At 40.6% G+C, this 23,011-nt stretch carries 19 protein-coding genes and 1 pseudogene; 5 read left to right on the forward strand and 15 right to left on the reverse strand.

Annotated features, from left to right (window positions below):
• The first annotated feature begins 304 nt into the window (after positions 1-304).
• Positions 305-1,222, forward strand: a complete 918-nt coding sequence (locus IMO47_RS18985; protein ID WP_196074852.1) for a LysR substrate-binding domain-containing protein — start codon at positions 305-307, stop codon at positions 1,220-1,222.
• Positions 1,223-1,283: 61 nt separating this feature from the next.
• Here the strand turns inward: IMO47_RS18985 and madM are convergent, their stop codons facing one another.
• The 9 genes and pseudogenes from madM to mdcA form a co-directional block, all read right to left on the reverse strand.
• Complete coding sequence (gene madM, locus IMO47_RS18990; RefSeq protein WP_196074853.1) at positions 1,284-2,048, reverse strand: malonate transporter subunit MadM; 765 nt, start codon at positions 2,046-2,048, stop codon at positions 1,284-1,286.
• A complete protein-coding gene (madL, locus tag IMO47_RS18995) occupies positions 2,041-2,457 on the reverse strand; it encodes a malonate transporter subunit MadL (protein ID WP_196074854.1) in 417 nt (138 codons plus the stop codon). The genes madM and madL overlap by 8 nt, the downstream gene beginning before the upstream one ends.
• A 54-nt stretch (positions 2,458-2,511) precedes the next feature.
• Positions 2,512-3,444 carry a malonate decarboxylase subunit epsilon gene (gene mdcH, locus IMO47_RS19000; RefSeq protein WP_196074855.1) on the reverse strand — a complete coding sequence of 311 codons (933 nt, stop codon included), beginning with the start codon at positions 3,442-3,444 and terminating at the stop codon, positions 2,512-2,514.
• A 10-nt stretch (positions 3,445-3,454) separates the two neighbouring features.
• Positions 3,455-4,055: pseudogene (locus IMO47_RS19005) on the reverse strand (malonate decarboxylase holo-ACP synthase).
• Entirely contained in the window at positions 4,055-4,885 is an 831-nt protein-coding gene (gene mdcE / locus IMO47_RS19010; RefSeq protein ID WP_196074856.1) for a biotin-independent malonate decarboxylase subunit gamma, read from the reverse strand. Before mdcE ends, IMO47_RS19005 begins: the two are co-directional and overlap by 1 nt.
• Entirely contained in the window at positions 4,882-5,733 is an 852-nt protein-coding gene (locus tag IMO47_RS19015; RefSeq protein ID WP_196074857.1) for a biotin-independent malonate decarboxylase subunit beta, read from the reverse strand. Before IMO47_RS19015 ends, mdcE begins: the two co-directional genes overlap by 4 nt.
• Entirely contained in the window at positions 5,726-6,025 is a 300-nt protein-coding gene (locus IMO47_RS19020; protein ID WP_196074858.1) for a malonate decarboxylase subunit delta, read from the reverse strand. Before IMO47_RS19020 ends, IMO47_RS19015 begins: the two co-directional genes overlap by 8 nt.
• On the reverse strand, positions 6,025-6,903 hold the full coding sequence (locus tag IMO47_RS19025; RefSeq protein WP_196074859.1) for a triphosphoribosyl-dephospho-CoA synthase: 879 nt from the start codon (positions 6,901-6,903) through the stop codon (positions 6,025-6,027). Before IMO47_RS19025 ends, IMO47_RS19020 begins: the two co-directional genes overlap by 1 nt.
• Positions 6,903-8,582 carry a malonate decarboxylase subunit alpha gene (gene mdcA / locus IMO47_RS19030; protein WP_196074860.1) on the reverse strand — a complete coding sequence of 560 codons (1,680 nt, stop codon included), beginning with the start codon at positions 8,580-8,582 and terminating at the stop codon, positions 6,903-6,905. The genes IMO47_RS19025 and mdcA overlap by 1 nt, the downstream gene beginning before the upstream one ends.
• A gap of 481 nt (positions 8,583-9,063) precedes the next feature.
• Here mdcA and IMO47_RS19035 point away from each other — a divergent pair, with 481 nt between their 5' ends.
• On the forward strand, positions 9,064-10,746 hold the full coding sequence (locus IMO47_RS19035) for an arylsulfatase (RefSeq protein ID WP_196074861.1): 1,683 nt from the start codon (positions 9,064-9,066) through the stop codon (positions 10,744-10,746).
• Entirely contained in the window at positions 10,743-11,738 is a 996-nt protein-coding gene (locus IMO47_RS19040; RefSeq protein WP_198426931.1) for an SUMF1/EgtB/PvdO family nonheme iron enzyme, read from the forward strand. The genes IMO47_RS19035 and IMO47_RS19040 overlap by 4 nt, the downstream gene beginning before the upstream one ends.
• 521 nt (positions 11,739-12,259) lie before the next feature.
• On the opposite strand, the gene IMO47_RS19045 is transcribed toward IMO47_RS19040, so the two are convergent.
• From IMO47_RS19045 to dsdC, 3 genes are all read right to left on the reverse strand, one after another.
• The gene (locus IMO47_RS19045; RefSeq protein ID WP_196074862.1) at positions 12,260-13,063 is read right to left on the reverse strand and encodes a hypothetical protein; all 804 of its coding nucleotides are present in this window, start codon (positions 13,061-13,063) and stop codon (positions 12,260-12,262) included.
• Positions 13,064-13,143: 80 nt separating this feature from the next.
• On the reverse strand, positions 13,144-15,414 hold the full coding sequence (locus IMO47_RS19050) for a TonB-dependent receptor (protein ID WP_196074863.1): 2,271 nt from the start codon (positions 15,412-15,414) through the stop codon (positions 13,144-13,146).
• Between the two features lie 414 nt (positions 15,415-15,828).
• Positions 15,829-16,758: a DNA-binding transcriptional regulator DsdC gene (dsdC, locus tag IMO47_RS19055; protein ID WP_196074864.1), complete on the reverse strand. Its 930-nt coding sequence runs from the start codon at positions 16,756-16,758 to the stop codon at positions 15,829-15,831.
• 386 nt (positions 16,759-17,144) lie between these two features.
• On the opposite strand from dsdC, the gene dsdA reads away from it, so the two are divergent.
• Entirely contained in the window at positions 17,145-18,491 is a 1,347-nt protein-coding gene (gene dsdA, locus IMO47_RS19060) for a D-serine ammonia-lyase (protein ID WP_196074865.1), read from the forward strand.
• 98 nt (positions 18,492-18,589) lie between these two features.
• Here the strand turns inward: dsdA and IMO47_RS19065 are convergent, their stop codons facing one another.
• Positions 18,590-19,342: an SDR family oxidoreductase gene (locus IMO47_RS19065; RefSeq protein WP_196074877.1), complete on the reverse strand. Its 753-nt coding sequence runs from the start codon at positions 19,340-19,342 to the stop codon at positions 18,590-18,592.
• A 124-nt stretch (positions 19,343-19,466) separates the two neighbouring features.
• Here IMO47_RS19065 and IMO47_RS19070 point away from each other — a divergent pair, with 124 nt between their 5' ends.
• Positions 19,467-20,366, forward strand: a complete 900-nt coding sequence (locus tag IMO47_RS19070; protein WP_196074866.1) for a LysR family transcriptional regulator — start codon at positions 19,467-19,469, stop codon at positions 20,364-20,366.
• Between the two features lie 699 nt (positions 20,367-21,065).
• Here IMO47_RS19070 and IMO47_RS19075 read toward each other — a convergent pair.
• Together IMO47_RS19075 and IMO47_RS19080 are read right to left on the reverse strand one after the other, a co-directional pair.
• On the reverse strand, positions 21,066-22,022 hold the full coding sequence (locus tag IMO47_RS19075) for a 3-hydroxyacyl-CoA dehydrogenase NAD-binding domain-containing protein (protein ID WP_196074867.1): 957 nt from the start codon (positions 22,020-22,022) through the stop codon (positions 21,066-21,068).
• A 201-nt stretch (positions 22,023-22,223) separates the two neighbouring features.
• Positions 22,224-23,009 carry a 3-hydroxybutyrate dehydrogenase gene (locus IMO47_RS19080; RefSeq protein ID WP_196074868.1) on the reverse strand — a complete coding sequence of 262 codons (786 nt, stop codon included), beginning with the start codon at positions 23,007-23,009 and terminating at the stop codon, positions 22,224-22,226.
• Between the last annotated feature and the right edge of the window lie 2 nt (positions 23,010-23,011).

The following is a 23,011-nucleotide window of genomic DNA, read 5'->3' on the forward strand; positions in this document are numbered from 1 at the left end:
CTGTCTATATTATTTCAATAACATTGTTGAGTTTTTCTCAAAGCTCAGTTACATAAGCAATTTAAAATAAAAGAAAAAGCCCCTTTAAAAACGTAAAATTTCATTCTTTTCTTTGGGAAAACTGTGATTCTAACGCCTTATGTTTAATCATTCATCTCCCCCCTCTAAAATCATACATTTTTTAAAAATCTATTCGATGTTGCATCGTTTTTTAATGTACGAAAATTTGTATTTTTGTCATATCCAAACACATCTTTAACACTCAATTTTATTTATAATATTCAACAAAAAATGGATGTGTGAAATGAAAATTGATGAAGAATTGACCTTAAAAAAAATCCAGATATTTCTTGCTTTTATGCGCTGTGGAAGTTTATCTAAGACCGCTGCTGAAATGGACCTCAGTAATGTCAGTGTACATAAAGCCCTACATTCTTTAGAAAGCGTACTGCATTGCCCTCTGTTTAAAAATGAAGGTCGTCTCCTGATTCCATTAAAAAGCGCCTATGTGTTAGAGGAACATGCACAAAAAATTGTTCAAGACATTGTCACAACAGTAAACAAAACTCGTGAGGCAGCAGGCTTTGCCGCTAAAGTCCTCAATCTAGGCTCACTCTATTCATTAACGGTTAATACTTTACCAAGTGTGATCAGTGGGTTAAAACTCCGCCGTGGTGAACTGGATATTCAACTGTTATTAAGTTCCAATCGTGACTTGGTTAAAAAACTTAAAGCGACGGAATTGGATGCGATTATTGTTGCACTCAATGAGACGACACAAGATCAAGCTTTTGAACATTTACCGATGTTTGAAGATGAAATATTTTTAGCAGTCAATAAAAATTCAGCCTATGCCGAATATCCAGAAATTGATTTAAGTCTGCTTAAAAATGAAACTTTTTTAACCCTCGCCAAGGGCTTTGCTACACGTAGTGACAGTGATGTTATTTTTGAGAAAGCAGGCATTGACCCAAAAGTTTTCCTAGAAGTCAGCGATATTTTCACCTTGATCAGCATGGTCAGTTCAGGGGTGGGATTTGCTTTACTGCCGGGGCGTATTTCGACCATCTATGAAAGTTCAGTCAAACTGATCCCACTACACCCCATTTATAAAATTAAACAAGAGATTGGATTGGTCTTTTTAAAAAGCAAAGAACGTGATCCAAATTTACTGGCTTTGATCGCTGAATGCCGTATGTTTACCAAAAAGCTGCGACATTAAAAAAATAAAGGCAGCTCACCCTGTCAGGAGAATTGCCTTTTTTTATTCTACAGGGTGGATTTTAACCAACCAGTAGTTTGACACATAAGAATAGAATGGTAGGTCCCATCAAACAACCTAATCCCGTATGGAAAGTTGCAGTTAATGCACCATATGGAACCAAGCGTCGATCTGTTGCAGCCAAACCTGCGGATACACCACTCACTGTTCCTGCAAGTCCACCAAAAATCATCGCAGATCGAGGATTATCCAAGCCCATAAATTTAGCAGTCATTGGCGTAGACACCATTACACAAATTGCTTTGACCAAACCTGTAGCAATAGATAAAGCCATGACTTCCGAACTTGCACCAATCGCTGCACCTGTCACCGGACCAACGATATAAGTTACTGCGCCTGCACCAATAGTGGTAATACTGACAGCATCACGATAACCAAATAACCAGGCAAAAATGCACCCCACGATAAATGGTAGAATCGTACCGAGAAACAAGGCGAGGACACCAATAAAGCCTGCTTTCTTTGCCTCTGACGCTTGCACTTCAAATGCAGTTGCAACAATCGCAAAGTCACGCAGCATTGCTCCGCCCATCAAACCAACACCAGCAAATAGTGCAATATCGGTGATGCCCTTTTGACCGCCTGTCAAACTACCACCGACATAAGCCAGAATTAAACCAATCACGATTGCAATCGCAGATGCATGTACTCGCCCTTTGGTCAAATATTTAGATAGCTTTGTAGAGAGCCACATAATCAATGCGACCAAAGCAAATGCAGTGACTAATCCAAGATGAGTTAAACCGCCTAAAATCGTTTCAGCCATGCGCTTTGCCTCCTAACTCTGCCAAATCAAACTCTTCTTCTTTTGGAAGAGGCTCGCCTTTTTTATAATGGCTCAAGCCTGCAATGGTCAGTGTGCAAACGATAACGGTGGCAATAGCTGCAAATATCGCCATATGCCCACTTGAAACTGCTGAAATCACATTTTGTTGTGCGGCCATAGCAACCACTATCGGGATATACATGGTTCCCCAAAATACCACTCCTTTTTCAGTTTCAATGGTCATCAGACCGCGCTTCTCCATCCATATACGAATAAAGATAAGTAAAATCATGGCAATACCAACACCACCGACATTAGATTTTACGCCAAATAATACGCCCAACATATCACCTACAACGACACCAACCAGTGTACAGAGTGCAAGTAAACCAACTCCATATATAATCATGATAAACTCCTTGTTTCCTTTGACATTTTTCCCGCTCAGCGCTTTAATTTTTGACTAAACCGAGTGTGCGTGTTCCTTTTGCATTTCAACGATTAACGTATCTAAACGTGTTCCTTGAAAAGACATGACTGTTCCATCTGTAAATACTTTTTTTGCCAAACCTGTCAGTACAGTTCCTGGCCATGCTTCGATGTGTAGGCGTACTCCTCTTTCCCAAGCAGATTGAACGGTACTTTCCCAATCAATCACTCTGCTCATGTTAAATGTGATGTCGTCGATAATTTGATCCTGATGCACCAGTAGTCGTGCAGTGGTTCCACTTAAATAACGAATTTTGGGTGAACTTGTGCTAACTTTTTTAACCTCTGCATCAAGTATTTCAGCTTGGTGTTTTAACAGTTCACAATGTGATGGAACAGCTACGTTTAGCTTTTTGCCCAACACACCCTTTTGACGTGCGATATCTGCCACCTGTTGCATCGCAATGTCTGCGCCTGAAATCACAATCTGGTTTGCCGAGTTGATATTGGCAACATATACCTCTGGTTGATATTGCTGTACCTCCTTTACCCATTCACTTACGCTGCTTTTATCTGTCCTTATCAATGCCATCATTCCATATCCTGTAGGGTATGCGTCCTGCATCAGCGTTGCCCGACGAGCAACCAGTTTTAGACCATCTTCAAAACTGAGCACCTCCGCAACTGTAGCTGCTGCCCATGCACCAATTGAAAGTCCAGCAACATAATCAGGTTTAAGCTGCTGTTCAGACAATAAATGTCCACTGACCACACCAGCAATATAAAGACAAAGTTGTACCGCATAAGTCGACTGTATTGCTCCTTGCTGATCTAAAAGCAATACATCCTGTCCCAAAATTGTGGATGCACGCTCAAAATATTGGTGCACCGACGTTGTCTGCGGTAGATCATGTAGCATGTTGGGCTTTTGCGCACCTTGCCCCGGAAACACCCAAATCGAACTCATTGACTTTGCCCTATCCTTGCCACGGGTTATTAACTAAAACTGCACCTTGGTTGCGTTTAAGTAGAACCTTCCCTGTTGTTCTCACCCATTCTTTTAATGCCCCCCCCCCCCAACGGTGTTTGTAACTGAACATCTAAGGGCAAGCCTGTTTGTTGCAATTGTTCCCAGATCTCAAAAGCTTGTGCTTTACTCAAATCTTTAGGTGTGCGAATCAGTACATCGAGATCACTCTGTGCAGTCACGGTTTTACGCCCCGTGGCTAACTCAAACCCCATACTGCCTGTGTATCCCCACTGCAACAAAAGCATATTCATCTGCGTTTGTAAGTGCAGAATTTTTCTTGCCCATTGCGGAAATTGTGAAACGCCAAGTCCACAAAGTTGTTCAGGCTTTACACATTTTTCAATTTGCTGTTCAGGCATCATCAAGGCATAACGTTGGGATTTTTGCGTACCACGAACCCCAACAGGAATCATTCCTTGTCCAGAAACTGCACGACGAACAACAACTGGATCACCACGTTGAATCACATGATTCGCCCATTCAGGCACATCCAGAGGTAGATATTGCTCTGTCAGTCCCCAGAGCAGATCATGTGCTTGTGGCTGCATCAGATCGACCACTGTGTACGCATTAATTCACGAACACGCTTTGACATTTGTCTATTTTCACCATTCAAACGATGCTCCAGCCCAGTCGACTTTTGCTGTTGAATGTCAGTGATTGCCTGTGTGATCACCTGTTTGACATGGGCCAGATCATTTGCTGTAGGCTGATCCGCATTTTCTACATCAAGAGATGCTGTCAACAATCCTAGCGTGGCATAGCTTTGGATGTCATACGCCATTGGTGGAATACTGGCCGCCAATTTTTCCAACTCTTCTACAGTCCGAAGGGTGACACGAGCTGCCGACTCTTTCCCCATGGCATGAACCATCACTCCATCGTCATGAAGTGCAAAAATTCGATTGGCTTGATAACCATGAGCTAAAAATGCACCTGACATCGATTTACCCACCAACACGCTGATCACGGAATGCTGTGCCAACCGAGCACGCGCATAACTATCTACTGCACCTGCAAGAGCTTGATGTATGCCGAAGAGCTCTTCACGGCGGCCATAGGCCTGACTGGGTACATCAACAATTGCAACAATCGCACGTTTCTGAGGAGCATGCTGATCTGCTTGAATCACCTCATCCACAGCTTTGGCCAGAGTCCAACCTTCCAGTAAACCAACTTCACCTGCACGTGCACGAGGAAAGTGATTCTCCGTATTTACAACCACTGCAATCAAACGAGTAGGTTGATCACCCAGCACACCATCAGCGACCCAAACAGATTGGCTATATTGTGTTTGTTGCTGAAAACCTGCACTCAGTGCAGTAAACCACTGTTCACCTCGAATGGAGGCTTTCACTGAACGAACATCCATATTCATACCTGTTCTCCTCGATATACACCTTGTACATCTTGTGGAGTTGCTTGTTGTTCTGTTGCAAGCTGCTGAAGTTTTGGCAAATAAAATGCGTAGTTTGAACTACGATGAAGTTGCGGAACACCTTGTGCCAAATAGTCGATAATCTGTTGCTTAATTTGCTCACGATCATCTTCCACAAAGGCATCAGCCAAACCTGTTTTTACTCGCTGTTCTCCACCTGTGATACTCCAGATAAATGGGCGATCTTTTGAATCGTACTCATTCACACCCGCTTCTTGTTCAATCACTTGTGGACCATTCAATCCCAAGCGACCTTCTTGAGTCATGATCAAATAACTACACAATGCAGCAGCAATTGACATTCCACCAAAACACCCAACACTCCCTGCTATGACCGCAATAACAGGTTGATACTGTCTTAATGCAACAATAGCAGCTTGAATTTCAGCAATTGCAGCAAGCCCAAGATTGGCTTCTTGTAAACGAACACCACCTGTCTCCAACAACAAAATCGCTGCAGTTGGAATGCCTTTTTGATTGTCTTCAACAGCCAGCTCAAGCGCACTGGCAATTTTTGCTCCACCAACTTCACCTAAGCTTCCGCCCTGAAAACCACCTTCAATTGCTACTATTACTACAGGACGATCTTCTAAATGCCCCTTGGCAACTACGACACCATCATCCGCCTGCGGTACAATATTTTGTTGGATCAGCCACGGTGACATCACTCGTGAAAACGGATCAAGTAACTCTCGAAATGTCCCTGCATCCAATAAAGCTTTGGCACGCTCACGTGCACCCAGTTCAATAAAGCTTTGCTTGCTGAGTAAAGTTTCTAGATCAGCCACAGTTCACCTCCTCAAAAGCTTGCTCTAAACGTAAACGCACCACCCCTGGCGTTGCGCCAAAATCATGAATATCAATATGGACCGCTGGTGGAGTTTGCTCAGCAAACATACGTTCAAATACATTTTTCCAGCGTTGCGCACTGCCATCGACTGAAGTTGTTACTGCAATTGAAAGTTTTCCTGATTGATTTGGTTCCATTAAAATTTCAAGGTCTCCTGAACCCACGCAGCCCACCAATACCTGCTTGCTTGGCACTGAGCCAGCAGTAAATTCAAATTTGTGTATTTCCATTACTTCCCTTCCTGATTAAGATGATGTTCAACCCAATCCAAAAATATGGTTGCTGCAAGTAAATCTGCTGCTCCACCCGGCGAAGCACGAAGTCGCATTAAATCCATTTCCAAAAAGTTCAGCGCACATTGCCCTGCAACCGTTGCATATCCACCACAGCGAAGCACATAACGTGCACCCTTTTGCATACGGGTTAGACCCACTTGCCCTGCACGGTACAGCACACAGGTATCATCCAATATGCTCATCAGAGCCAATAATGCATCCACACGAGCAGCAAGTTCGTTGCCATATACCTGTCGGCTGTAGTGAAGTTGAGGTAAGGCATGCTCTACAATCGCAGGAAAACCTGCTTGTGCTTGAGCTTTCGCTCCTTTTGCACCGAGCTTTTGCTGTACCTGTTGCCCATGACTGAGCGGTTGCTGAGGAATGAAACGATCTTCTAATTTGGCAATTTTTCCAGCATGCTGACATAAATCATAAGCACGAATTGGAGATTGATGATGTATTGCCAGCGCTGTCGCTGTGACCAAAAGGCCCAAAGCCCAGATTGCGCCACGATGCGTATTTACGCCTTGTGTGGTCTCTAACATTGCTGCTTCACCAGCACGCCCGATTGAACCGATCACTTCACGTAAAGTTTGCAAACAGTCAGCGTGCAAAAATGCAGCTTGCGCCATTTGTAAAAACATCGGTCTTAAGCTATAAGCAGATTGCTCCATCAACACGAGGCTTAAGTCATCATGTGCCCCACTGCCACGTTGATCGACCAGTGCAGGCTTTGGTGTTAGATTAACTTCTGCGATCAATGCTTCTACAGCTAAATCAGCCAATAATGCACATTGTTGTCGAGAGTAAGGTTGAACATAGGCATTCATTACCAACTCCTGAATTTTGCAGGCGGTTGATACAGACCGTCTGACCAAGTGACTAAATCAGCAATATTTTTAGCGGCCAATAATTCACGTGTAGCATCCGTACGGCGAATACCTAGATCTTCTGGGAATGCGACCAGTCCTTCTCGTCTTAAACGTTCCGTCGTTTTTGGATGATGATTGAGACCAATATCAGTCACTCCTGCAACAGCGGCAATCATGTCTTGACGTTCTTGTAAACTGCTGGCTTTGTAGAGGTATGCAATACCATCTTCAGTCAATAAATGAGTCACATCGTCACCATAAATCATAATTGGAGCGAGTGGCATTCCGGCTTTTTTCGCGACATCCACAGCATCAAGTGTATTTACAAATGTCGGTTTGCCACCTTCTTGGAAGGTTTCCACCATTTGCACCACCAACTTTTTACCACGTGCCAAAAAGGTATCAGTCTCATTTGCCTGAGCAGGACGCATGTCCATCCATGCCGGTGTGGCATGTCGACGTCCACGTGGATCATGTCCCATATTGGGTGCACCACCAAATCCTGCCAAACGCCCTTTGGTCACCGTCGAAGAATGTCCAGAGCCATCAACTTGCAAGGTTGCACCAATAAATAAATCAACGGCATACTGCCCTGCAAGCTGACACATCATTCTGTTGGAACGTAATGATCCATCACGGCCTGTGAAAAATATATCTGGACGAGCAGCAACATATTTTTCCATTCCTAACTCAGTGCCAAAGCAATGCACACTTTCCACCCAGCCTGTTTCGATTGCAGGAATAAGTGTTGGATGAGGATTGAGTGTCCAATTTCGGCAGATTTTGCCTTTCAGTCCCAAAGACTCACCATACGTTGGTAGAATCAATTCAATCGCAGCCGTGTTAAAGCCAATGCCATGATTCAGTGATTGCACATTATGGCGCTCGTAAATACCTCGAATTGCCATCATTGCCATCAATACATGTACAGGCTTGATATGTTTTGGATCACGAGTAAACAAAGGCTCAATATAAAATGGCTTATCCGCAACCACGACAAAGTCTACCCAAGATGCGGGGATATCTACACGGGGTAAGTCCTGTACGTCATCAACCAATTCATTGACTTGAACAATCACAATGCCATCACTGAATGCAGCAGGTTCGATTAAAGCAGGCGAATCTTCGGTACTTGGGCCTGTATATATATTGCCGTGGCGGTCAGCCATAAAACCTGCTGACAAAACAACATTGGGAATTAAGTCAACCAATAAGCGTGAATAGAGTTCGATATAGGTATGAATAGCACCGACTTCTAATAAACCGTCTTCAATCAACTGACTGATGCGTAAACTCTGGGTTCCTGCAAATGAAAAATCCAGTTTTCGGGCAATCCCTTTTTCAAATAAATCCAAATGCTCAGGACGTCCGACACTAGGCATAATCATGTGCAAATCATGCAAAACCGAGGCGTTGGTTTGTGCCAGTGAGCGTGATAAAAAATCAGCCTGTTTTTGGTTGTTGCCTTCAAGCACAACACGATCGCCTGGAGTAATCAAAGTTTCCAAAACCTTGATGATGTCCTGTGTAGGTATAACCACACCATCGGTATATCTACGGGCTAGGTCTAGTTTGAGTTGTTTGGCGTGTCGACGTGTATTCCATATACGTTCTTTGCTTTGAACCGTTCCTTCCATGTCGCTTATCCTGATGTCGTATTTTGCTCTGAATCTATAAAAGCTTTTTCTGAGATTCTGATCAATCAACCTCAATACGACTTCATTCACTTCAGGTTAATAAAAAACATCAAGCATAAGAAATAAACCCTGCTGATTCATTTTCACCATTCGACATATCAACACAGCCTATTTTTTCATCTTTGAAAATAAATCTTTTCAATCAATCTACTGTTTTAGGGAAAAGCGCCTATTGAGGATTGTTCTTAACGGTGGGCAATATTTTTTCCAACAACACATTCAAATTATTGCAGCAGCATACTGTTCTTATTTTCAATGATTAACGCCTGGTCAGGCATGTGCAGACTTCTTTCATTTTATTTTTAAACTGAGTTTCAAGTCTTTTCATTTTTTAAGATTAACAATCGAATTTTAATTATTTTTACCGTAAAAATTAACCCTCTAAACTCTGCTTAATTTTTATAAAATCAAGTCGACACGTATGTCTGGTAAAAATCTTCTTACAACACTTTCAATTGCTTTATTCAGTCTTTCTATTTCAGCTTGTCATGACAGTGATTCAAATGAATCCAATACAAATGTTGAAACCCAAAAACAACCGAACATTTTATTTATCATGGCGGATGATCTCGGCTATTCAGATTTAGGGGCTTTTGGTGGTGAAATTCATACGCCAAATCTTGATGCGCTAACCCGAGAAGGACGCATTTTGACCGATTATCATACTGCCCCCACCTGCTCACCAACTCGATCACAATTGATCTCTGGAACTGATCATCACTTGGCAGGCATTGGTGCTATGGCAGAACTTACTCCTGCACATTTAAAAGGACAACCTGGATATGAGGGCTATTTAAATCAACGTTCACTCTCAATCGCAGAGGTGCTCAAAGACAATGGATATCGCACCTATATCAGCGGGAAATGGCACTTGGGCTTAACTCCTGAAACCAATGCGCATGCCAAAGGTTTTGACCATTCCTTTACCTTATTACAGGGCTTGGATTTACATTTTAAACAAGCACCTACTGCCTATAAACGCAATGCCACCTATACCGAAGATGGCAAACAGGTTCCAATTTCGTCGCTTCCTGATGATTTCTTTTCGACCAATTATTTTACCGATAAGCTGATCAGTTATTTAGAATCAGGTAAAAATTCAGGTAAACCCTTCTTCGCTTATGCAGCTTACACAGCGCCACACTGGCCAATTCAAGCACCTGTAGAATATCGAGATCGTTATCGTGGTGTCTATGATGTAGGTTACGATGCTATTCGTAATGCCCGTATTGCACGACAAAAACAGCTTGGACTTATTCCTGCCAATTTTACGGCTGCCGAACCAATTGAGACAGAAAATGCCCCTCAAAAATATGGTAAATGGAATGAACTTTCTGCTGAACAAAAGACCCTTGAAGCACGCAGGATGGAGGTTTATGCAGGCATGGTGGAAAATTTAGATGCAAATATTGGTCGTGTCATTGAATATCTCAAACGCAATCACTTATATGACAATACCTTGATCTTCTTCGTGTCTGATAATGGTGCTGAAGGCTTTATCCGGGGGAACTATGGTACAGAATCAGGTTTTGATAACAGTGTGAATAATGTTGGCTCGGCAAGCTCCTATCATTATGTGGGTCCACGATGGGCAGAAGTCAGCGCAGCACCATTCCATTTATGGAAAGACACTGCCGGTGAAGGTGCAACCACTGCGCCTGCCATTGTCAAACTTCCAAACCAGACCAAAGCTCAAACAACCCATCATGGTTTTGCTTCTGTACTGGATGTTTTTCCAACGGTACTGGACTATGCCAATATTGCAGTGCCACGAGGTCAATACAAAGGTCGCCAAATTAACACGCCGACAGGTTACTCTTGGAAATCTGTTCTTGAAAATAAAGCGCAAATGATACGTCCAGCAAATTTTAATTTTGCTGATGAGTTACATGGCAGTAAATATGCGCGTCTAGGAGATTGGAAAATTGCCTTACAAGGTAAAACAGAATTAGGGACGGGAACATGGGAACTCTATAACTTGGGCACTGATCGGGGTGAAACCAAAAACTTGGCGCAAGACAACCCGGCAAAAGTACAGGAACTTATTGAGGTATATAACAAATACACTCAACAAAATGGAGTCAAGGAATATAACGTTCAATGAAGTTTCAGCCTATTTTCACCTTATTCTGTAGCCTGTCATTTATGGCAGGCTGTGGTAAGGTACAACCTGATCGTCCCTCATCCCAGCAACACCCCCAACTGACTCAGCTTGGTTCATTAAAGCAATGCCAACAATATTCAGGCTTACCCGCGGGGTGGAGACAAAACTCAACAGCAGGCATGGTAAAGATTCCCAAAGGTTCTTTTCAACTGGGTTCCAATCAAGCGTATCCAGACGAAATCAACTTTGGAGCAAAACAGCGTCAGGTTGAAAGTTTCTGGATTGACCAAACTGAAGTGACTGTCGCTCAATTCGCCAGTTTTGTAAAAGCAACCGGCTATATCACCGACGCTGAAAAACAGCATCAAGCTGCCGTGTTTTCCCCAAATACACAGACGCCTCATCATTGGTGGAAACTCAAAGCGGACTATACCTGGAAAAGTCCAAATGGTGCAGAAGGACAAGCACCGCTACCCGCCGAACCTGTTCGTTATGTTACAAAAAATGATGCCGAACATTATGCTGTTTGGCTCGGGCGTGATTTACCTACTGAACAAGAATGGGAATATGCGGCAAAAGCAGGATCAACTACAGATACGCCATTACATCAAGCGCCAGAGGATGCACATCAACACCCGCAAGCCAATTATTGGCAAGGTGAATTTCCATTCACCAACACACAAGCAGATCACTTTGAAGGCATAGCCCCAGTGGGATGTTATCCTGCCAATGCTTTTAAATTATTTGATATGATCGGGAATGTGTGGGAATGGACATCATCCATTTATCAAGGCGCACATGATCAGCACATGGGAAATTATGCAGATCTCCGTCAACAAAGTATTGCGGGTACACAGTATGTCATTAAAGGCGGTTCTTTTCTATGTGCATCCAATTTTTGTTCTCGTTATCGCAACAGCAGTCGCTATCCTCAGGAGTTTGATTTGGCTGCGACACATGTTGGCTTTCGAACGGTTTTACGGGAGCCTTAAAAGTGCAATAGACAAAAGGCAGAGTGTTGTAAAGCATAATGTTCTATTCACTTATTCTTTATATTTCAATCAAAAGTGTCATATCCCATTGTTTCAGAATGTTGAATATCTATCGTCAAACACCTGATTATGCATGCGCGTGATTTGATTTCAATCATTCATGTTCAATGAATTTTATGCTTTTGTACAAATTGTGAGAAGATTTGGGGATTCATTTATTTCGTCCTTTTGAATCATCACTGGTTTTTCTAGCCTGAGGCGACACGAATGTCACCCTATTGAGCAGCCAGATATCAACAAAAACAAAGGATTAAATGTGTTGCTTGCGGTTGACGAGTTTTGCAGTGAACAGCGATGTGACTGCGCATGATAGTTCCCCTTGAGGAGCTTCGCTCCTCGTCCCGAAAGAAAGATAGGGTTAGCCACAGGCTGATTCTAAAATTGAGTGAAAAATTAGCCATACTCCGCCAAGATTTTTTCAACAGCTTAACGATATGGTTGCATCGAAGTCAGATGAATCATTACTTTGCTACTTGATCCAGTTTTTTAGCAAACTGTTGAAGATCGGTCATTCGGATACTGGTTTTGCCTTGACTGATTACTTGGAATTGTTGAGCAGCGTTTTCCTGCATTTTAATTTTTCCTGATGCTATATTTTGGTCAAAGCGTTGCATAAACTCATCGACATATTCCTTCTCAGTCACGATATGATCACCGTTGGCATCTGTTGCGAAATATTGTTTGTCTCGTGCCGTCAAGTAATCACCAAGCGTAACGTAGCTTTTTCCTTGACCATATTGTGCAATGAATTCTTGCGTATTGCTCGGCATAGGCATTGAAATGGGTAATTTCATTCGGAAACCGTCATGGGTTGTATTGTTTTTACCCGAGAGTTTGGCATCTTCAGCATTGACCAAACCATCCTGATTCTTGTCAAACTCATTAAAAGTTTTTAAACCCGTTTCTTGGAACTCTTTTAAGGTCAATTTTTTATCCTTATTATTATCCAGAATACCAAAACGTATATGTGCCTGTTTTTCAGACATTTCTCGACGCTGTTTAAGGAGAGGCTCTAAACGTGCCTGCTCAAATTGAACAAACTGCTGTTGTGTCACCTTTTTATTTCCCTTGAATAATTCAGCATAGTCTTGAGAATATTGTTTACTCAAACTTGGACTTGCTTGATCTTTTTTACTCGGATGATAAAGCATATACAAGGCATATGCCTGTTGGTAAACATTCGTCTGTGCTGCTGTTTCAGCAATCGTTGATACGGGACTGGTCATTGCTGTGAGAGTTACAATCAAGAGTGCCAATTTTTTCATGTTCATTTCCTTAGATACAGATACTTTCTAGATTTAAATTTACTCGATTAAAAAAATCTTGCTCGCAGTTGATGAAAAAATTAGTATTTAAATTCAATACTTGCGACAATATTACGACCGGGTTCTGCAGCACGGTCGATGATACTTGTCTGATTTGCTCCAGTAATCGTACCGACTGCTGCATAGTCCCAATAAGTCTTGTCAAAGATATTATTGAATGCCACATTAAGCTTGGTGAACGTATTGACGTTCCAATAGGCAGACAAATCAAAAACGGTATAACCAGCGACATTCTGATATTTAATGTTATCTTGATAAGACGTGACGTCCTGGGTTGCTATTCTTCCGCCAACCGCTGTAGCCGTCATCCCCAAACCAAATACTTTATTCGGATCATCATAGGCAAACGTCAGGCTTCCCTTTTCGGGTTGAACTGAATTCACTCCACTTTTGCCGCCATTTTTGTTTTTTGCAGATCCTTTGCTCTTACCTGCGACCACTGCCAAACTATAACCATCGGAACTAGAAATAAATTGGCCTAAATCAATTCGCGTGGAAAGTTCTGCTCCCCAAATCTGTGCATCAGCGAGATTCTCAGCTCTGTAGTAACCATAAGGAAATTGTGGCGTTGTTCCATAATTGTAGTAATCAATAAAATCTTTGTATTTGGTATAAAATCCTGTCAGATCAAATTTGATTCCATCAATTGATGTATTTCTTAAACCTAGTTCAAATGCATCACTGCTTTCTTTTTTCAAGTTAGAATTACCAATGACGATATAACTCGGATTTCCAGGCGTGGTTTGGTAAACCCCGCCAATTTCTGTTGGAGATGGAATACGGTTACCTCTCGAATATTTTAAATAGCTGTAATTATTAGGCGTGAATTGATAGCTGGCTGAAAAGCTCGGAGAAACATAATTATAGTCCTTCGCCTGAACATCACTATAAGATGTGATCTCAGGTCTAAATTCTTGCCGTTCAACACGGACAGCAGGCGTTAAAATTAAATCACGTCCCAGTACATCGAAATTAAACTCGTCTGATGCATAAGCAGAGTAACGTTTCAGTTCAGAGTTTAAGAGATAGCCACCTTGATAGATGGTTGAAATTGTTTGACCATTACGTAAATCAACTTTAGTACTTGCATATTCTTTCTTATCTGCGGCAATACCATATTTTAGTTTCTGATTTTTAAACTCTTTTTTAGCCTCAACTTTTAAGCCGATATTTTTCTCTTTATAAGTTGTTGAAAAATCACGTGCAACCGTGGCACTGTTCATAAAGGTTGTTGCAGTATCGTTATTCGATTGCTGATACCATATTTTGCTGTTCAACTGATCAAACATCAGAAAATCATTGGGTCTGTAGGTATGCTGGATACTGAATTGTGTTCGATCAATAGCTTGATGCTGTTTAGCATCACTTTTAAAATTAGAAAATAAGTTTGCAGCAATATCTTTGGTATCCGTTTTTTTCTGATAATAATCTGCGGTAAAATTAAGTTGATGTTGATCTGATAAATTCCACAATAAACGTGTTAGCACTGCATCTGAAGTCCAGTCTGATGGGAATGCAGGTGTTTTTGAGTTTGGCTTGGTTTCATTCCCTTTACGATGGGCATAGGCGACAAGTCCTTGGACATCATCGTGACCAACAGCCCCAGTGACCGATGATAACCACGCTTGGTCCGCAGAACTGTAGCCTGCTTTTACAGTGCCTGCGACTGTTTTTCCATCTACCAAATAGTCTTCTGGTGATTTATTTTTAAATGAAACTCGCCCTCCAATACCATCTGTGGAAACATCTGTCGTGCCTGAAACAATATCTACCGTGCTAAACATTTCCGGTTCAATATAATCTCGACCGGCGCCACGTCTGCTCATACTCTTTGGTGGTACATAACTACTAACGGTTGCATCTGCCAAGTCAATGCCATCGACATCCAAACCAATTCTATTTGCATCGATACCACGAATGTTATAGCTGCTTGTTCCAGTGCCATCAAAAAATGTCCCCCCACCGCCAACGGAAAATGGTGCATTCACCAATGGCAAATATTTCACAATACTTGCCATATCCGTTACACCGGTTTTATCCATATTGTCTCGACTGATGGAGGTGCGGCTAACAGGCGCATCATTTTCATACTGCGCATAAACCGTAATCGTGGCTAGGGAATTATATTGAGGATCAGATTTAGTTTTTTCCGAACTGTTTTCTTCTGCATGGCCTCCTGAACTCGTGCCTGCTGCCATCAATGTAAACAGGCAGAGTGATAAATAACGCAGTTTTAAGCCCAAACGGTTCGACTGAGTAGTTTGATAGAGTTCAAAAGGATGTACTTTCATGAGCGAGATGCCTTTTATTAAATGATATTGATAATCATTAACTGTATGTATTTTTGCTTTATCCCATCGTAAAAACATAACGTTATACAAATTACAAATGTACACACAACTTAATAAATGAGAATAATAATCAATTAGATTATTATTTACAATATGATTTTTTTATGCTTGACCTTCAAAAAAAATATAAATCACTCATTTTTTTCATTTCAACCATTCACCAATACTAAACAAAACAATATTTTATTTAAAATAAATTAAACACAATCATCATGATTTAAACAATAAAAAAACATGTCCACAGTATCTAAAAGCAACATATTTTCAGTGATTTAAACAGTATTGCTGATGAATCCAAAGTGTAATAACAATAAAATTGCTTGGCGCGAATTCAAATTTTCTGCTCGATGTTTTTCAATTGATTGATTCTTTTTTCACAAGCTCTAATAACCAATCACTAAACGCTTTGACTTTGGGTAATTCATTATTCTTTAATGAAACGAGATAATAATGTTGTTCACATTTCAACTCCATGTGTTGAAATGGCATGATCAGTGCACCATTTTTTATATCATTTTCAATTAATTTTTTTCGACCCATAGCCATTCCCAGATGATTTTTTGCAGCCGTCAATGCAAGCTCAGAACGATCGAAACTTAATTGAAATAGATGTTCTATATTGACTTGAAAATGTTGTGCCCAGCTATTCCATTCACCTGTTCCCGTACCATGACTCCATGCCTGACAATCATGCAATAATGTACAATATTCTAAATTACTTAAGTTATTGTTAAGTCCAATCTTTTTAGCATACTCAGGACTACAGACAGGGACAATTGATTCATCCATCAAATATTGATAATTAAGTTGATGAGAAGGTTGATGGTCAAAATATAAGGCAAGATTAATTCCAGCTCGCTGAAAATTTACATTTTCATTGCCCGTCAAAACAGTGAGCTCAATATACGGATAACGTTGTATAAAATCAGGCAAATGGGGTAATAACCAACACTGTGCGATTGATGGTCTTGCATATAAGGTTAAAGGACCAACCAATGATTGATTTTTCAATGCATTGATTTCAGTATTTAATAAATCTAGGGAAGACTGTAAAGCTTCAAGAATACGAGTGCCTTCAGGTGTGAGCCTCACTTTACGGTGTAGGCGTAAAAAAAGTTTGATTTCAAGTTCTTTTTCTAACAAATTAATTTGGTGACTGACTGCACCGGGCGTTATAAAAAGTTCTTCTGCGGCTAAAGCAAAGGACTCATGTCTTGCTGCAACTTCGAAAGTATACAGCTTTGAAAGCTGCAAACCTGTCAGGTTTTTATAGGTGCTGTTCATACATTTACCTTTAGAGCTTGAATAAACGTCTATTCAATTGTTCATCCTGTTGGATTGCCGATCTTGATCATGCCCCATTTATTTAGAATCTAAATATAGGAGGAATCTTTTTAGATTGCATGAAGAGAAGTATTTTTAATGACTCCTGCAATGATCAGCCATAGCAAGCATCAGTGCATTCTTTTCACATGAATGAGTTTAATGCATGGATCAAATTTCTTCGTTTGACAGATTTTTCAAATTTAATTTCAATACATCAATCCTCAAACTTTGGGCATAAAGGCACATGCTGCGTAAGCAATTTCAAAGTTACGGCAAAATGATTAACACTATCGACTGATCTATGGCGATTTGCACAGATGATCTCAGCACTCAGGAATATTTTTATGGATGCTCAACATATTCAGCAATTAATCGCTCGATATCCTATCGTGGCTGATCTCATCTCATTAAAAGAAACAGTGTGGTTCAATCCAAATTTTACATCACTTACAGATGGACTACCTTATGTAGGACTTGGGCAAAAGGATATAGAAGATGCCAGTCAACGTCTAACTCGTTTTGCCCCTTATTTGATGTCTGTCTTTCCAGAAACAAAATCGTCCAAAGGCATCATAGAGTCAGAATTGGTCAGCATTGCAAATATGCAGCAACGCTTAGAACAACATTTTGGACAATCAATACAGGGACAACTCTGGCTGAAAAAAGACAGTCACCTTCCGATTTCGGGTTCGATTAAAGCGCGAGGTGGGATTTATGAAGTGCTTTACCATGCTGAAAAACTTGCCATTCAAGCAGGATTATTGTCGCTTGAAGATCACTATATGAAACTGGACAGCCCAGCATTTAAATCCTTTTTCAACCAGTACAGTATTGCTGTCGGATCTACAGGAAATCTGGGGCTTTCGATTGGAATCATGAGTGCGCAACTTGGTTTCGATGTGACTGTACATATGTCAGCAGACGCACGCCAATGGAAAAAAGACAAATTACGTGCGCACAATGTCACCGTCATTGAATATGCCGAAGACTATGGTGTCGCAGTCGAGCAAGGTCGAAAATCAGCGCAGAACAATCCAAATTGTTTTTTTATTGATGATGAAAACTCTCAAACACTTTTTTTAGGCTATTCCGTTGCAGGACAACGCTTAAAACAGCAATTAGATGAAAAAAATATTCGAGTAGACCAAGAACATCCACTATTTGTCTATTTACCCTGTGGTGTCGGTGGAGGTCCAGGTGGTGTCGCATTTGGTTTAAAAATGGCGTTTGGTGATCATGTACATTGCATTTTTGCTGAGCCGACCCATTCACCATGCATGCTACTGGGTGTCGCGACGGGATTACATGATGAAATTTCTGTTCAAGACTTAGGAATTGATAATATCACTGCCGCTGATGGTCTTGCTGTTGGACGAGCATCCGGTTTTGTTGGACGGGCCATGCAACGATTGCTGGATGGGTTCTATACATTGAGCGATGAAAGCATGTATTTATTATTAGGAATGCTTAATGATTCTGAACAACTGAAATTGGAACCTTCTGCACTGGCAGGTATGCTTGGACCAGTTTTGATCCATCAGTCCCAAGACTATGCAACACTCCATCAGCTTAGCCAAAAACAATTAAAAAATGCCAATCATATTGTTTGGGGAACTGGAGGAGGTATGGTTCCGAATGAGGAAATGGAAAATTATTTGGCTCAGGCACATACTTTAAACAATACAGGGTAATACCGCTTCTTTAGCATTCAATTTGATCATGCAATATAGGACTATATCCAACCCATTATCTCATTATCGGCTATAGCCCTTTGGTTTTTTTGAGTAGATTAAACAATCCCACCATTTACCCGAAGTACTTGTGCATTGACCCAATTACTTGCTTCATTAACAGCAAAATCCAGCACTGCGGCAATATCTTCTACAGCGCCTAAACGCTCTAAGGGCGAAGCTTTTGTTAAACTTGCAATAACTTCAGCACTCTTGCCTTCTAAAAAAAGTTCTGTTGCAGTAGGTCCCGGTGCAATGGCATTCACCGTAATATTTTTGCCTCTTAACTCTTTAGCCAAGATTGCAGTCAAGGCTTCAATCGCAGCTTTTGAAGCAGTATAGATGCCATAACCTTCTAGTTTCATCCCGATCACACTGCTGGATAAATTAATAATTTTACCGCCCTTTTCTAATCTTTTGGCGGCTTCACGCATAGTATAAAGTGAGCCTTTGAGATTAATTGCTAAAATTTGATCAATACTTTCATCATCGACTTGCTCAATCTTAGCGAGTTTCATGATTCCGGCATTATTGATCAGAATATCCAAACGACCATAGGTCTGGATTGCATAATCAAAAAGCGCAGTAACTTCACCGGAATGACTGATATCAGCTTTAAATAGACTGACCGTACCCCCCATAGCTTGGATATTATTCAAAACATTCTGTGCTTCTTGATCATTGTTGGCATAGTTGATAATGATCTTATGCCCTTGTTGTGCCAATAAACCTGCTGTAAACGCTCCGATTCCTCTTGAAGCTCCCGTAATAAGAATGACTTTTTCATGCTGTATGTGATTGACTGTATGCATCGTAATGACCTGTTCTGATGAAATATACGTATTGATCAGTTGTATGATACTGTTCATTTAAAACATGATAATCTCTTGGTTTTCGACATCTTTATCCGAAAAATACAAACAATTGGAATGCGCAATGGATAAATTAAATGCAATGTCCGTTTTTGTACATGTGCTTGAACAACAAAGTTTTACGAAAGCTGCACAAATTTTAAATCTGCCGCGTTCAACCCTGACAGATGCAATTAAGCAATTAGAATCGCAATTGAATACACGTTTATTATTTCGTACTACACGACAAGTCAGCGCGACTCACGAGGGGCAAATCTATTATGAGCGTTGTAAATATATCCTGGATTATATCGACCAATCAGACCATGGTTTTCTCCATGCAAAACCTCAAGGGGTGCTGAATATAGCAGTACATGGTGTTTTCGCAGCCCATTATATTTTGCCCAAATTACAAGATTTTTTAACTGAATTTCCTCAAATTCAACTACAAATTTCCGAAGGTGATCGCTATGTCGATCTCATCAAAGAAGGCATTGATTGTGTCATTCGTATTGGTCAGCTCAACAACAGTGAGCTGATTGTTAGGCATCTTGGCAATATTCAACAGGTCACCTTGGCCAGTCCTCAATACTTGCAACGCTATGGCATACCTCAAAACTTAAAAGATCTAGACTCACATTTTATGGTTGGCTTTTATTCATCTGCTCGACAAAAATCGCTCCCTCTCGAATTTTGTGTGGATCAGGAAATTCAAAGCTTTGATTTAGCGACCAAAATTCAAGTAAATGGCGCCAATACTTATACAGCAGCTGCAATTAATCATTTCGGAATTATTCAAGTGCCACTTTATGGCCATCGCTCCCAAATAGCACAAGGCAAACTTGATCAAATCTTAACAGCCTATCCTGTACCCTCACTTCCTGTGTCTTTACTCTATGCTTCAAAAAACTTACTTTCACCCAAACAAAAAGTCTTTATTGAGTGGATTGTTCAATTATTTAATGACAAGCCTTGGCATGAATAACATTAGAAAACAGCAGATACTGCTTATATAACCAAATGCCCAGTGCTGAGATTCATAAGATTGCGCTCTGATCTGTATATGATCAGCCATCCTGATGCCTTCACTTTTAGACCATATCAGTAATTTTTATTCTAGAATCAATGAATATAAGCAGATGTATCTATATAGAGACTTAAACCGCGGCATGATACTTGAGAAATCAAATAAAACTGTTTGATTTCTAAATATCGTCAAAGCACCTGATTATTTATACCTATAATTTGATTTCAATCATTGATTTCCAATGAAATTGATGCTTTTTACAATTTTTTGATTTTATTTTTTGGCTCTTAAATGGTCTTTTTCTGATCAAGCAACATGGATGTCATCATGTCGAACGGACGTATACGAGCAAACAAAGCTTTGCTTGGTTTGCAGTGCAGGATTCTGGTTGAACAAAATTGCTTGATCAAAGTGAGGCTCGCTCTACACAAATCTATTTAAACCTTAGGGTTAAAGCGCAGCAATCAAAGCTTGGTATCATTCAATAATATATTTATCGCATGGATTCTATTGATCAACAGAAATTATATTTTGCTGGATACGCTTTTTAAAAAGCTTGACTATAGCGATCTCGAATCATTTCAAAATCACCATCGCTATTCACTATAGCGGGACAAGCTTTTAAAATTCAACAGTAAATTGATTCAACAAATACGATTATGGCAAATCCAGTTCAGCTCTCATTTTCAACGTTTTTAACAACGCTTGATTACGTGTCTCTTGAAGATTTCTATCACCTAACTTGTTAATAAACTGCTGAGTTGCATCATCCAACATATCGATTTTTTCTTCAGTAAGTGTATAGGGCTTCATATCAGCCCACCATTCTGACATTGGCTCACCTAAATGATGCATAGCCGCTTTAAAACCCTGCTGGTTGGCCAGTTGCATATTGAGATAAGGACCAAAGATTGCCCAACGTAGTCCAGGTCCATTGGTGATTGCAGTATCAATATCTTCTGCACTGCATACGCCTTCAGAAACCAGATAAAATGCTTCTCTCCAAATCGCTGACTGTAAGCGGTTTGCCACATGGCCTTTGACTTCCTTTTGGATCAAAATCGGTTTTTTACCCAATGATCGGTAAAACTCAAAAGCATCCTGTATATACCTTGCCTGTGTTTTCTCGCCACCAATAATCTCCACAAGCGGCAATAGATGTGGCGGATTAAAAGGATGTCCTAAAACAATTCGTTCTGGATAAACACAATCTTGTTGAATGTCGGATATTTTTAAACCGGATGAGCTTGAAGCAATAATCGTATCCCGAGGACAATTCTGTGTGAGTTGCGCATACAGGTGTTTTTTTAAATCAATTCTTTCTGGACCGTTTTCTTGAATAAAATCGGCATCTTTGACCGCATCGACGATATGTCCATAAAAGCTTAAATTGTTTAAAAGATCTGTAATATAACTTTCCGAATCACCCTGTTTGTGTTCTTGCAATTCAAACAGGTCTCGTAAATAGATTTGAACTCTATTGTTTAAATTGTGTTCTGCATCAGGTGCTGGATCAAATGCACTGACCTGAAATCCTTTACTGAGATAGAAAGCAGCCCAACTTGCACCAATTACACCAGTACCGATAATGGCAATCTTATTGACTGATTTCATATATACACTTCCTCTTGTCCTTGAAAAATGTGGGGAATATCTTGATATTTAACAGTGAAAAATAATGCTTTTATAGCGGCAAGACTTGCTCAATTTTGTGGAGGACTTCGTCCTCCACAAATAATGATGATGAATAAGCAGATCTTTCCGCAGCGATATCAACAGCGAGAAAATATAATTATGATTGGATGAATATTGACACTATTGCGCTGTATAACCACCATCCATCACCACAGCTTGACCTGTAACTCCTGCTGCTTTCTCAGAAGCGAGGAAAATTGCATAATCTGCGATTTCTTCAACATTGAGTAAGCGCTTTTGCGGCACCATGGCTAAAATAACATCCTCAAGTGCACTGGTTTCACTTACATTACGTGTTTTCGCCAAGTCTTTAATCTGACCACGAACCAAAGGCGTATCCACATAACCCGGACATAATGCATTGACGGTAATACCATCGCGCGCAGCCTCTAAAGCCGCTACTTTAGTTAAACCGATCACCCCATGTTTCGCACTGTTATAACCTGCTTTTCCTGCAAAACCGATTAGACCATTGATCGAAGCCATATTGATAATACGACCGTACTTTTGTGCTTTCATGATTGGAAATGCATGTTTAATGCCAATAAAAGAACCCACCAACATCACATTTAACAACTTTTGATAAATATCCGTTGGAAATTCTTCAATAGCCGCAACATGCTGAAAACCTGCATTGTTGATCAGGATATCTAAGCGTCCATAAGTAGAATGGGCTAAGTCTATTGCCGCGGCATAGGCAGTTTCACTAGATACATCACAGGGTGCAGATAATGCTTCAAATCCATCCTTTTTTAAGGCAAGAACAGCGTCATTGCATTTATCCGCATTCATATCTGAAATGACCACTTTTGCCCCTTCAAGTGCGAATTTTTTAGCGATTTCAAGTCCAATACCACTTGCTGAACCTGTGATAAATGCAACTTTATCTTTGAGAAGTTGACTCATGT

It is taken from the genome of Acinetobacter sp. Res13-Abat-PEC15-P4-01, from assembly GCF_015676285.1.
Lineage (GTDB): Bacteria > Pseudomonadota > Gammaproteobacteria > Pseudomonadales > Moraxellaceae > Acinetobacter > Acinetobacter nematophilus.